This window comes from Winogradskyella marincola (assembly GCF_029624125.1).
GTDB lineage: Bacteria > Bacteroidota > Bacteroidia > Flavobacteriales > Flavobacteriaceae > Winogradskyella > Winogradskyella marincola.
Genome location: NZ_JARSBN010000001.1, coordinates 590250 through 604796 on the forward strand (window position 1 = coordinate 590250; position 14547 = coordinate 604796).

The following is a 14547-nucleotide window of genomic DNA, read 5'->3' on the forward strand; positions in this document are numbered from 1 at the left end:
TGATGAAATCTTATTTTTTAAAACAAAAAGATGATTTAAACTCAAAAAAATAACCATTCAACAAAGAACAACACCCATTTATTAACGTTTTCATTGTCAACTCAATTTTATTTATATATTTGTTTTCGCCCTTAACAAAAAACTCAACCCACAGTTAAGGTCTCCCAAAGATTCCGTTTTTCTTACCTACCCAGACCATCACCTTTATGGTGTGATGCATTTACTATTAACTAATCTATCATTATGAAGAAAAACTTTTTTTTATTGACCTCACTGTTTGCCCTAACATTTCTATGGCAAAGTAACGCACAGTATTTTTCTGAAAGCTTTGAAAACGCTGGCGCCTTTCCTTCTGGATGGACGTTAACAAACGGAACTAATGATTGGGATATCGACCAAGGAAATGACAACGGCCCTGGAAGCGCCCAAGATGGTACATATAGTGCCTTTTTTAATGACTTTGACTATTCCGGAGGCACTGAAGCTGAAATGATAACACCAAACATTGATTTATCTTCTGCAACAGCGCCCTTATTAAAATTTTGGTATTGGGATGATGGCGGAGCTGACACTGTAGAAGTATTAGTCTCTACAGACGGTTCTACATACACTTCCGAATACACCACACCTACAGTAGTGAGCTCTTGGAGTGAAATCACTGTTGATTTATCTGCGTATGCTGGCAATGCCACAGTTACAGTTTCGTGGAAAGGCACGAGCATATATGGCTACGACAATCCGCATGTTGACAACATCTCTATAGAAGAAGCACCTACTTGCCCAGCCCCATCTGGACTAACCTTAGATAACGTAACAGATACCACTGCCAACATAAGCTGGACAACTAATGGGAGTGAAACGGACTGGGAAATTGTAGTGCAAGCAGATGGCACAGGAGCACCAAGCGGCTCTGGTACAGCAACCACAAACAATCCTTACACAGCAATGAGCTTAACCGCTAACACCTCTTACGAAGTATATGTAAGAGCATTTTGCGGAGTCAGCGATTATAGTGAGTGGATTGGCCCTTTAGATTTTACTACTACATGCTCCATTTATACAGCACCTTTTACTGAAGATTTTGAAAGCATCTCATCCGGACAACCAGATTGCTGGTCTATTGATGGCACAACATCCTCAAGTTCTTACCACTTTAGCAGCTACGCTACTGGGTACTCTGGCAGAGGTATGCGCTTTAATTCATACTACAATTCTAATGGTTATACATCAGAGCTGATATCACCTACCATTGATGCTTCTGGCTTATCTTCTATGCGATTGAAGTTTTATTACAAAAATCCAACTGGAGGAAATTTTGAAGTTTTGATTTCCACAGATGGAGGTTCTAACTATACGTCATTAGAAACGGGGTTAACCGGACAAACAGATTGGATTGAAAAAACCTATGATGTTACAACATACATTTCAAACTCAATAAAATTAAAATTCATTGGCACCAGTAATTACGGTTCTGGCGATGCTTATATATACCTAGACGAAGTTGCTTTAGAAGAAACACCTTCTTGCATTGAACCTTCTGATATAACACTTGATAATGTAACATCGGAAACAGCTCAAATTAGCTGGACGGCTAATAATGGAGAATCTGATTGGGAAATTGTAGTTCAGGCTGATGGCACAGGCACACCAAGTGGTTCTGGCACTGCTACAACCGACAATCCTTATACAGCTATGAGCTTATCAAGCAACACGGCTTATGAAGTTTATGTAAGATCTAGTTGTGGTGGAGACCTCAGCGCTTGGACTGGTCCTTTAGATTTTACAACAGATTGCTCTACATTTACAGCACCTTACACCGAAGATTTTGACAGTACAGCTACAGGCAGTTCCTCTAACCCTACCGTACCAAGTTGCTGGTCGTTTATAGATGAAGGGGTTGGATATGGCTATGTAAATTCTACTGGTGCAAATTCTTTTTACATGTATAATTCTTATGACTCTACTGGAAACTATATTCTTGTAAGTCCGAGCACAACAGACTTATCCTCTGGACTAAACAGAGTGTCATTTGATGTCGATGGTAGCACAGGTCAAGTCCTATCTTTAGGAACAATGTCTGATGCAACAGACCCTTCAACATTTACTGAAATACAAGCTATTACTCTTGCTACTGATGATTATGAGAGTTACACCATTACTATTCCTGCTGGAAGTGATATGCATTTAGCCTTTAAACATGGACAAACAGGAACTTATGACGGCTATTTTTTAGATAATATTTTAATTGAACCGCTCCCTTCGTGTCTTGAATCTACTGATTTAACCATAGACAGCTTTACAGACACAGAAGCCACAATTAGCTGGACAGCCAACAACGGAGAAACCGATTGGGAAATCGTAGTACAAGCTGCCGGCACCGGAGAGCCTGGTGGTTCTGGTACAGCGACAACAAACAACCCTTACACAGCATCTGGCTTAACGAGCAACACAGCATACGAAGTTTACATAAGAGCTTTTTGTGGAGGTAGCGATTACAGTGCTTGGACAGGCCCTGTTAACTTTACAACAGCCTGCTCTACATTAACCCCAGAATACACTCAGGATTTTACAACATTTTTAGACGCCTGCTGGGAACAAGCTGCTGACGGTGACCTTACCTCAGGCCCTGCTTCTACAGGATCTAGTAATTGGTATAGCGAAGAGTTTGCGCATTCCACTACAAGTGGTGGTGGCGCTGTGAACATAAATATATATGGCAGTAATGATATCGAGTGGTTACTTTCTCCTTATTTTGATCTGTCTGCTGGTGGTTACAACATTGTTGTAGATGTAGCACTTACAGATTATAACGACACGACTCTATACGACGGTTTTGATACTGACGACGAGGTACGTCTTGTGTACTCTACAGACGGCACCAACTGGGTTACTTTAGAAACCTGGAATCAAGACAATACCCCTTCTGTTTCTGGTGAAACCGTATCTTTCGATATCTCACCGTTAACAGATAGTAACGTACAATTTGCTTTTTATGTTGCTGAAAACACTGGCGGAAGTATGGATATAGAATTCCATATCGATAACTTTAACATAAGCGCTATATCACCTACAGATACTGCAGACTTTATAAACCTGCAATGGCCAGGCACAGCAAACATAATACCTGGAGGCTCATTTACAGCTTACGCACAAATCTACGAGCCAGGAATTACTGATGCAGCAGGACAAGGTGCTAATGTTGAAGCATGGATTGGAGTGAGCACTACTGACGCCACTTCTACTGTTGATTTTTTAAGCTCTGACTGGACTTGGCTACCTGCCTCTTACAATACCGACTCTGGCAATAATGATGAATATCAAGCATCATTTGGCACTACACTTCCTATCGGAACGTATTACTATGTAAGTAGATTTAAAGTTAATGGCGGTCCATACAGCTATGGAGGCAACGACATATCTGATGGCGATGGAGGTAATTTCTGGAATGGCTCTAGCTTTGTCTCTGGTGTACTTACCGTTAACCCTACACCTGAAACCACTAACCATGTTGCCTCTTTTTCTGCAGTAGCTGACTCTGACACCGAAATTACTGTAACATGGAATGATAATGATGGCACCCAAGCTGCAGAAGGATTTCTTCTTGTCGCAAAAACAGGATCAGCTACATTATACACACCTGTAGATGGTACAGATGCTACTAATGACACTGATTGGTCTGATGATGACTATGAAGTAAATATAGCTCCTGGTGTAGAAACTTACACTTTTACAGGTCTAACAGCAAGCACGCCTTATAGCTTTGAAATATACCCTTACACAAATTCCGGAAGTTATATCGACTACAAAACAGATGCCACTGTACCTTCTGCAAACGCAACAACCGATGCAGATCCTTGCGCAAGTTTACTTCCTGATTATTTAGAAGACTTTACAACTTTTGTTCCTGATTGCTGGCTAAGAGGCGAAGATGGTGATTTAACATCAGGCCCTTCATCAACTAACACTACTAGTGGCTGGATAGCTGAAGAATTTGCTCACACCACAGCCAGCGGAGAAGGTGCTACCAATATTAATATATGGCAAAGTGGAGATGTTAACTGGCTACTAACTCCGTCGTTTGATTTATCTGCAGACGGCTACCAAGTACGCGTAGATGCAGCACTAACAGACTACAATGACACAGAACTGGGAGATGCCCTTAGCGCCGGAGACGTAATAAGTCTTGTATACTCCAACGATGGTACTAACTGGACAACACTTTACGATTTTGCCACCAATATCCCAGCAGCTTCTGGCGAAACTGTAATTGTAGACTTAACCGGCATTACGTGTACTACAGTTCAGTTTGCATTTTATGTTTCTGAGGGAGCTTCAGGAAGAGATGTAGATTTTCATATCGATAACTTTAGAGTTGAAACCATTCCTGTTCCTGTGACTTACACCTTTAATGGTACGTGGTCTCCTAGCGACCCTAGTGGTGATGCTTCATATGTTGATGATATTGTAGTAAGCTCTGGCAATGCCATTATATCTTCTGACACCGAATGTGATAATGTTACCGTAAATCCTGGCGCAGCTATGACCCTAAACTCTGGAGCTACACTTACGATAACAGATAAGATGACGTTAGAATCCGTATCAAATAATTTTTCTAATTTAATGTTAGAAGGCAATATTAATGGTACTGTAACCTATGAGCGTTATGTAAATTCTACAAGCAACGGTAACGATTTAATATCACCACCGCTTGGTGGACAAACCTGGGCTAGCTTCTTAGCAGATGGCAGCAACGAAGCTGACTTGTTAGATGATGGTAATACCAGTCCTACTACGTATGCATTTGGACCTTTTGACAAAACCACAGACAATTGGCTAAACTATACTGATGCTTCTGTTGTAACCCTAAATAGTGGTACAGGCTACAGAGCCGCAACAAACACCGGAACAACACTAACTTTTACCGGAGCCGTAGAAACTTCTATTGTTGCCGTAAACATAGAAGATACCGGAGCAAATTATCCTGACTGGAATCTTATAGGAAACCCATATACTACATATCTTGATATGGCAGACTTTTTGAATTATGATCTTGGTGATGGTACAAGGAACATTGACATACTTGAAGACATTTCTGGTATATATGGATACGATGGCAGCGCATCAAACGGTTGGGATGTGGTAACATTAGCAAATGCTGGTGCCAGAGACATGGCTCCAGGACAAGGTTTCTTTGTTGCAGCAAACGACACATTTGTTGCTGGTTACGATATTACTTTTGCCCCATCGATGAGAAGAGTAAACTCTGGTGATGATTTTATTGCAGGACGTAACTCTAGCGCGTTAACATACTTAAAACTGAATGCAAACACCGCTACAAACGACTACACCACTCAGTTTTATTTTAATGATAACGCAAGTGCCGGCTTAGATCATGGCTATGATGCCAAACTATGGGGAGACACACCGCCTAGTTTTTCATTATATTCTAACCTTGTAGAAAACAATACAGGTACTCCTATAGCCTTACAGGCTCTTAACTCTACAGACCTTACAAACATTGTAATACCACTTGGAGTTAATGCCAGTATGGGTGAGCAACTTACATTTACCATCTCTGAAACGACGCTCCCTAGTACTATAAAGGTTTATTTAGATGATACTGAGAACAACACTTCAACGCTTCTAAATACTACTGATTATGTTATTAGTCCTATTTCAGACATTACAGGAACGGGAAGATTCTATCTTAGATTTACAGAACAAGCACTATCGACTACCGATGCAACTTTTGAAAACATTAAGATTTATACAAAAGCATCTACAAAAGCGATATACATACACGGAGCACTGCATAGTGACACTAATGCAAAAGTGTACGATATACACGGTCGTATGATACACCATTCTGTATTAAACACTAACACTTTAGTTCATCACATAGATACCTCTAATTTTTCTGATGGAGTTTATATTGTAACCTTAAGTAATGGTACGCAAGAAAAATCTCAAAAAGTCATTATTAAATAATCATTAATGTAACATTAAGAAGGAAAGCGCAACCGTTAAGTTGCGCTTTCCTTATAATAGGCTTAAACAACTAGAAGCAAGACACTTTAATTAAAAAAAACTCTAAATTTATAGGTTAACAGTTTGTTAATATCGTAAAGTGTTTATAGCTTTATGGTTTCCATATCTTTGGATTCCCATTTCTACCCAACCAAGCCTACGTATAAATTATAAACAATTGTTATATATGAATTATATGAAAAATTTTCACACATTTTTAGTTGGTATTTTTGCTTTTAGCCTTGGTTTTGGGCAGACAACAATATTTAGTGAAGCTGGTGGCGGATCTGAACCAACTGGCTGGACTTTTAACAACAACATCACTTCAAACGACATTGATCGTGGGTCTTATTGGCTTGTAGATGCCGGAAGCACAAGTGATGAAATTATAACAACATCGTATGATCTTTCTGGATACAGTTCTGCTGAATTTTCTCTTAATGTAGCGTCTTTTGGTAGTGGCACTTACAACCAAGCACTGATTGAAATTTCGTATGATGGTGGATCTACCTACACACAATCTGAAACCTCTACCACAACAACGGGTTCGTCTTACATAAGTGGCGGGACTTTTTCATTAAATACTCTTACTGCTTCTGTTGTTATAAAAATATCTAACAACGGTAGTTCTGGAAGAGGAGTAAGATTACAAAACCTTGTTTTAACAGGAGAAAACACCTCTTCAACAACTCAAGTGCAGTTTACCTCTGCATCCACCTCTGTTTCTGAAGGTGTTGGCACAACGGACTTAACATTCGCTATTACCAACCCTGATGGAGCCAATGCAACTTCTTTTGATGTAGAATTAACCACAGGTGATAACGCTGACATTAACGGATACACAACACAAACTGTAACTTTTCCTGCTGGATCATCTACTAACGAAACTGTAACCATAACAGTTACAGACGACACTGTTTTTGAAGGCGATGAAACTCTTACTTTCACTATAACAAGTGTAACCGGAGGAAACAGCGCAGCTACAGGTCCACAATCTACTTTTGAATTGACAATTGAGGAAAATGACGCTAGCCCATCAATTACAATAGCAACAGAAGATTTTGACGGAACTTCACCTAAATGGAATAATGATATTGAAGCTCAACTTTTTGTTGACCCTAGCTCTCCGAACGAAGGACTTTTTATCCAAGCTGCCTCAACTAATAATGTAAATTTCTCTGGCAATACAGTTTTAGGACGTGATCTTGAAGGAGAAAATTCAGAACCTTCTTTATCACCTTATACCTTTACATTTGATGATGTTGATGTTTCAAACTATTCTTCTATTGTTTTAAGCTTCGACTATCATGCTTATGCAAATGCTGAAATTGGCAATTATGAAGTTGTCATTGATGGTACGGGTCAAGGTTCTGTACAATATTTCAATGACCCTGACAGTTTCCCTGGTGTTGATGGCACAATATCTATACCTGTTGCTAATGGCACTTCAACAGTTGGATTAATACTTACAGGAACATTAAATGGTGGAAGTGACATCATTGAATTTGACAATTTTAAAATAGAAGGTGTTTACAACGGCTATTCTTACGCAGGTGGTTCTTGGCACCCAGCAGCTCCGGATGGCACTACAGGTGCATCTGACGCAATCATTGCAGATGGTGTTGCTGTTTTAAGCTCTGATGTAAACCTTAACGATATGGTTGTAAACCCTGGTGCTGGCCTGGAGGTTGCTACAGGCACAACATTAACTGTTAATACACTGGCTTTAGAATCTACATCTACAAGCTACTCTAGTTTGATTTTAGATGGCACCATTACAGGTACGGTAACTTATAATCGTTACACTAATGCTTACACTAATGATGCTACAAACAACGATAACGATCTTATCTCAACACCACTTACACCGTTAAATGGTGAATTCTTTGCTGCATTTGCAACAACAAATCCTAACTTATTAGAATCAGGAACACTTAGAGCTTTTGCGCCATTTAACAACACCACCGGACTTTATGAAAACTATGATGTTGTAGCTAATGCCTCTATCAGCTTAACACCTGGTACAGGATATAGAGCAGCAACTTCTGATGGTTCTACTTTAGCCTTTATTGGGACTGCAGAAACCGGAGATGTTTATAAAGATATAATCGTTGGAGATGACCCTACTTACGGAGAATGGAACCTTATAGGTAACCCTTACCCGTCTTACATTGATGCTGAAGCATTTTTAACCCACATTGTAAGCTCTACTTCTTCTGGTGAAACCAACATGGATTTATTAGTGAATGCTTCTGGTATTTATGGTTATGATGGTGACACTTCTGATGGTTGGAAAGTGATCACTTTAGCTAATGACAACGGACAACTCATAGCACCAGGTCAAGGCTTTTTTGTAGCTGCTGACGCTGACGACACTTTATTACATGATGTAGAGTTTACACCTGCCATGAGAACAACAGGTAATGCTGACGATTTTATTCAAGGTCGTAGCAATACCACTTTAAGCTTTGTTAAGCTTAGAGCCTCTACTGCTAATCATAGCTATAACACAGAGTTTTATTTTGATGACAATGCGTCTCTAGGATTAGATCCTGGCTACGATGCTGTTGTTTGGGGCGGCACTGCTCCTAGCACATTTGCATTATACTCTCACTTAGTACAAAACAACAGCGGAATGCCAATAGCTCTGCAAGCTCTAGGAAGTGCAGACCTATCTAATGTTACAATACCACTTGGATTAAATGCAAACGCAGGAGAATCTCTAACAATTTCTATTAGTGAGATGAATACACCTGTTGCTGTTAATGTATATCTTGAAGACTACCAAAACAATACATTAACATTGCTTAACGATACTGATTTTGTAATAAATCCAATTGATAATTTAAACGGGACAGGACGCTTTTACTTAAGATTTTCTAACAGTGTATTATCAACAACTGATAATGTTTTTGATACAGTTTCTTTATATGCCAACCAAGCAAACAGAACCATTAATATCTCTGGCCAATTAACAGACGATACTTTTGCTAAGGTATACGATATTCAAGGTCGTTTGGTAAGCACTACTGCACTTGATGCTAATGCAACAAGACAAACTATAGATGCCAGTAACTTAAATACCGGAGTATACATTGTAAAGCTTACAAACAACAATATTACTAAAACAGAAAAAATCATTCTAAAATAGTAGAACGGGTTTGCCACAAGGCAAGCACTTTAAGTTAAAAAGGTTTTTTAACTATAACTTTAAATCAAACACCAATTTATAGTTAAAAAACCTTACTATTATTAAGAATATCGGGAAAATATAGCATTATAGCAAACGTTTTTATATTTTCCATTGTCAAATAAAATATTTTACTATTTTTGAATTAAACACAGGTTAGTCCAATGAAGAAAGAAAACCTCACTAACAACAACATTACACGAAAAGATGCCATTAAAAAAATGGGTAAATATGCAGCATTAACAGCTGTTGGAACTTTCGTAATTTTAAACCCTCTTAAGGCTCAAACATCTTCGCCGCCTGACCCAGGCAACAATCCTTTTCAATAGGCTAAAACAACATAATTTGAACAACAATTTAGCACCAACATTTAAAAAGTTGTTTGGTTCTTATTGGGTGTTATGGTATAAAAAATCTAACATTTACAGTGTTGTAGATACCGATTTTAAAACTATTTTATATCAATATTTTGATTGCGCATCCCTTGATGATTTCAAAACTAAAATAGCTTCTGTTAGTCCTAATTTAGACTATTACACCATAGCCCAAAACCTTCAGGCTTATTTAGAACAATGTAATGCAGAATATAGTTTAGATAAACACTTAGAGTCAATAAATATTGACTCTAAGTGTTCTATAACTAAAACCTATAGTATAAACGGTAAGGTATTACAAATTAACTTTAGCTCTGATACCGTTCAAAAAACCATCCATCCAAGCATAGCTCATCTTGAAACCAACTATCTGAGCTCTCCCGATGTCATTTTTGATCTTTTTTTAGACAACGACAATTTATGCCTATTAAAAAATAAAGCATTAATTAAAACGGTTCCTAAACGTGACTACCATAAAATACAAGGCAAGTTTGCCATGGAGCTCTTTTGCTTTATATACAATAACAAAGAGGAAGATTGGCTAGGCACTTTTCATGGATGTACTATTGCTGATGGCGAAAATGCCATATTATTTATTGGCGAATCAGGAAAAGGAAAAAGCACATTGAGCGCTTTACTAACAGCACAAGACTTTGAATTGGTCGCAGACGATGTATCACCTATGCTTGCTTCTGATTCTTGCATTTACCACAACCCTTCGGCAATATCCATAAAAAAGGGAGCTTTCAATTTATTAAAGCCTTTAATTAATGATTTTGACCTTTTTCCTGAAGTCATTTTCAATAAAGCAAAGGGCATTATTAAATACGTACCTTGCAAAAAGCCTCTAAAAGACAAGTACCCTTGCAAAGCTATCATCATGGTTAATTACACTAAAAACGCTGAAACAAAACTTGATTTAGCATCTATAAAAGAGGCACTTGAAACCCTTGTACCGGAATCATGGCTTTCACCAAACCCTGATCATGCCGAGTATTTTTTAGATTGGCTATCTAAAACACCAATATATAAATTAACTTACAGTAACACAGAAAGTGTTACTGAAGAAATCTCGAAATGCTTTAAACAGCTTCGCGAGCAATAACAAAATAGCACTTACAAGACCTTTTGATGGGTAATCTTATTACGACATACCAAAATATAGCTGATATTTTAAGCTTTGATGTCTCTAAAGATGCGTTAGAGAAAACGCTAAAAAATGACAATTTTGATTGGGACAACATCGTAGTAGAAGGTAGTAAACACCTCGTACTTCCTGCCATATATTGTCAATTAAAAAAGAAACAACTCACCCATCTTTTACCACAAGAACTAGACGTATATCTTAAAGACATAACCACACTCAATAAGAATAGAAATACAGAGGTAATAAAGCAAATAAGCGTACTTTCTGAACTGTTAAATACCCATAACATTGACCATGTTTTTTTAAAAGGTGCCGCTTTAATATCCGGAAATTATTATGAGAACATTTCTGAACGAATGTTGGGCGATATAGATATTCTGATACCGCAACAGCAGCTTGATGAGGCGTTTAAATTATTAAACAACAACAGCTACTACCCTATTGACCAGACATTAGGTAATGATTTTTTTGAACACAAGCATTTGCCAAGACTAAAAACAGACACCTATATCTGTGCTGTGGAGCTTCATAGAAAATTATTTGTATCTCATAAAGAAAAAAACCTCAGTACCTCAAGCATTTTGGCTTCTAGAAACATTGTAAATGGTATCAGCATACCATCTGCCAAGCATCTATTGCATCATAATATACTCAACTACCAGATTAATGATCATGGCAAACTGTATAACAGCATAAGTTTTAGACCTGCTTATGACACCATAGTGTTGCTAACTAAATGTAAAGCGTCTGCTATTAAGCACACCAAAACCATTAGAACATACTTTAGCATCTTAGGCCTCTTTTTTAGGGACATAAACAAGAGTTCTAAAAGCACAAGCTTTATTGCAAAATTTTATCTGTATAAATTAAAACATCCAAAATTTTATAAGTTTTGGAACAAACTCTTAAAACGAACCCATTTTTTATTGCTTATTACAAATAGAATCCCTTATTTTATCTTTAATAACGCATACAGAACAGCTGTTATAAAAGATAGAAAACGAATTTTTATCTATTTTAGGTCTGTATTAAGTAATTCTAAATAATTTTTATAATATTTGTATTAATAATCTGTAACTCAATATTTGTTTTATAAACCACAAAGTTTACCTTTGAAAAAATCATTCTTGTAATATGAAAAAAATAATACTAGCATTTGCTTTATTGGCTTTTAGTTTTAATTCGTTCGCTCAATTAGATAGTAATGAGTGGTATCTAAGTTTTGGAGTCAATGCTATCAACAATTTAGGAACACAATCACCAATCAACAGTCCTGATGACTGGGCTTTTAACAAAGTTCCTGTATCTGCTGCCGTTGAATTTAGCTGGTCAAGACAATTTTCTATTGAACAGTCTATTACGTTAAACGGTTTTACGACAAGCAGCATCGTTGATGGTAACACTATTAACAAAGAATTAGATTATGTGTCTTTTGACACACACGTAAAATACTACTTTGGTCAATATCTTTTCCCTAATGCAGATTGGATTGACTTTTTTGCAAACGCTGGTGTTGGATTTTACCACATTGACGAAACTAATATCTCTGGAAACCTTGGTGGTGGAGTTTTATTTTGGTTAAATGGAGACAGAACATTTGGCTTAAGAGCTCAAGCAATCAGTAAATTTGCTTTAGACGCAGGTGATAGCGGTTATGACAACAACCATTTCCAATATCATTTACAAGCTACTATAAGATTATAATAGACACTGAAAATAGATAAAAAAAAGACCTGTTATTTCTAACAGGTCTTTTTTTTATTCAATATTACACACAAGGTGTATTACTTATTACTTAATAACAGTTCATCAAAATACTTGATAGTCGTTTTTAAGCCTTCTCTTAAGTTTATTTTTGGCTCCCAACCATTCAGTTCTTTTTTAGCCAAATCTATATTAGGCTGACGCTGCATAGGATCATCCTGAGGAAGTGGCAAATAAGAAATTTTAGATTTTGAACCTGTAAGATCTATAATCTCGTCTGCCAGTTGCAACATGGTAAACTCTTTAGGATTCCCAACATTTACAGGACCTATAAAACCATCTCTGGTACTCATCATTCTTACCGTACCTTCTACCAAATCATCCACATACTGAAAGCTTCTGGTTTGCGTACCGTCTCCAAAAATGGTAATATCTTCCCCTTTGAGAGCTTGCACTATAAAGTTAGACACAACTCTACCATCTTGAGGATGCATTCGCGGTCCGTAAGTATTAAAAATACGAATGATCTTAATCTTTACATTATTCTCTTTATGATAATCCATAAATAGGGTTTCGGCACAACGCTTGCCTTCATCGTAACAAGACCTTAAACCTATAGGGTTCACATTTCCCCAATAACTTTCTGGTTGAGGATGCACTGTAGGATCTCCATACACCTCGCTAGTAGAAGCCTGCAAAATTTTTGCCTTAACACGCTTTGCTAAACCCAACATGTTAATGGCACCCATTACAGAGGTTTTAGTTGTTTTTATGGGATTGTATTGATAATGCACAGGCGAAGCCGGACAAGCAAAATTGTATATCTCATCTACTTCTGCCATAAAAGGATTAGTAATATCATGTCTCACCAATTCAAAATAATGATGATCCATCAAGTGTTCTATATTTTGCTTAGATCCTGTAAAATAGTTATCTAAACATATAACTTCATTTCCCTCGTTTAAAAGACGCTCACAAAGATGCGAACCTACAAATCCTGCACCACCTGTTACTAATATTCTTTTCATTTATAGTTTATCGTTACTTATACTTCAAAAATAATGCTTATTTCTTAGTCTTTAGTATCCAGCAAAATTAAAGTTTAGCATTTGCTTCATATAACCGTAGAGGTCTGGAAATTGAGCTTTAAACCTATCTGGTGTTTCAATAAAATTTTCGAGCAATACAGCAAAAAATTCAAATTGATTGGTGTAAGCGTAAGCTCTAAAGTATTTTGATGCTGTTAAACTATCTCTAACCGCTTTATGGTCTTGCAAATAACTAGTTAAATCATTAAATCCATTTCTAAAAATCTCACTGCTTATATCGCTTTTACCAAATGCATTTAAATGTATAGCATGCCCAAATTCATGTATTCCTAAATTTAAGTTATCGTCACCTATGTGATATCCTTTTTTAAAATCTTCCCATGAGAAAACTATAGTTCTCAACTGTGGATTGGTTTCTCCTTTATGGTAAGTCTCGTTTAACTTAGAATAATAAACTTTTGGGTAAATGATAACAGTATCTATTAACTCTATTAAGTAGTCTCTAAAACCAAAAGTTAGCATAATAGCTGTTGCCGAAATCAATGTTTTCATTTCATTATCTACACGCAGACCTTCTCTTCCAACAAACTCCTTGCTATTGATAAAAGTTGCCAGTCGATGCCTAAAAACAGCTTGTTCATTTTTGTTGAGTTTGCTGTAAAATTCAAACTCATTTTTTAATATTGACAATTGACGGTTAGACAGTTCTTTTTTAAAAAATATAGTGTTTAGAAAAAAAGGTTTGTTGCGTTTTATTGCATAAAAAGATTCAATAAAAGCATAAAACTTAACAAGCATTATAATGGTCATGCAAGCCAAAAAAACATATAAAAGCACAGTCCCTAATGCAGAATTTATTTCAGGGTTTTCAGCGTCTTGAATGTAGATTAAGATCATTGCCTAAATATAGAAAGAAAAGCTTCAAGACACAGCTTTAAAAACAAAAAAAATGCTCAAGCGAGCTTGGCTAAATAATCTAATTTTTTTTAACAAATCGTTTCTCAAAGGATTGCTATCGCATCCTTTTTGCTCCGCTTTGAACATACTTCAAACAAA

At 37.0% G+C, this 14547-nt stretch carries 8 protein-coding genes; 6 read left to right on the plus strand and 2 right to left on the minus strand.

Annotation, left to right across the window (positions count from 1 at the left end):
- Nucleotides 1-243: 243 nt before the first annotated feature.
- From P7122_RS02770 to P7122_RS02795, 6 genes are all read left to right on the plus strand, one after another.
- Nucleotides 244-5988: a fibronectin type III domain-containing protein gene (locus tag P7122_RS02770; RefSeq protein ID WP_278004245.1), complete on the plus strand. Its 5745-nt coding sequence runs from the start codon at nt 244-246 to the stop codon at nt 5986-5988.
- A gap of 235 nt (nt 5989-6223) precedes the next feature.
- Nucleotides 6224-9178 carry a T9SS type A sorting domain-containing protein gene (locus P7122_RS02775; protein WP_278004246.1) on the plus strand — a complete coding sequence of 985 codons (2955 nt, stop codon included), beginning with the start codon at nt 6224-6226 and terminating at the stop codon, nt 9176-9178.
- 203 nt (nt 9179-9381) lie between these two features.
- Nucleotides 9382-9546: a hypothetical protein gene (locus P7122_RS02780; RefSeq protein ID WP_278004247.1), complete on the plus strand. Its 165-nt coding sequence runs from the start codon at nt 9382-9384 to the stop codon at nt 9544-9546.
- A 16-nt stretch (nt 9547-9562) separates the two neighbouring features.
- Nucleotides 9563-10696 carry a hypothetical protein gene (locus P7122_RS02785; RefSeq protein ID WP_278004248.1) on the plus strand — a complete coding sequence of 378 codons (1134 nt, stop codon included), beginning with the start codon at nt 9563-9565 and terminating at the stop codon, nt 10694-10696.
- A 26-nt stretch (nt 10697-10722) separates the two neighbouring features.
- A complete protein-coding gene (locus P7122_RS02790) occupies nt 10723-11784 on the plus strand; it encodes a nucleotidyltransferase family protein (protein ID WP_278004249.1) in 1062 nt (353 codons plus the stop codon).
- A gap of 88 nt (nt 11785-11872) precedes the next feature.
- A complete protein-coding gene (locus P7122_RS02795; protein ID WP_278004250.1) occupies nt 11873-12442 on the plus strand; it encodes a hypothetical protein in 570 nt (189 codons plus the stop codon).
- Nucleotides 12443-12522: 80 nt separating this feature from the next.
- Here the strand turns inward: P7122_RS02795 and P7122_RS02800 are convergent, their stop codons facing one another.
- Together P7122_RS02800 and P7122_RS02805 are read right to left on the minus strand one after the other, a co-directional pair.
- Nucleotides 12523-13470, minus strand: a complete 948-nt coding sequence (locus tag P7122_RS02800) for a UDP-glucuronic acid decarboxylase family protein (RefSeq protein WP_278004251.1) — start codon at nt 13468-13470, stop codon at nt 12523-12525.
- 51 nt (nt 13471-13521) lie between these two features.
- Nucleotides 13522-14388, minus strand: a complete 867-nt coding sequence (locus P7122_RS02805) for a zinc-dependent peptidase (RefSeq protein ID WP_278004252.1) — start codon at nt 14386-14388, stop codon at nt 13522-13524.
- Nucleotides 14389-14547 lie beyond the last annotated feature (159 nt).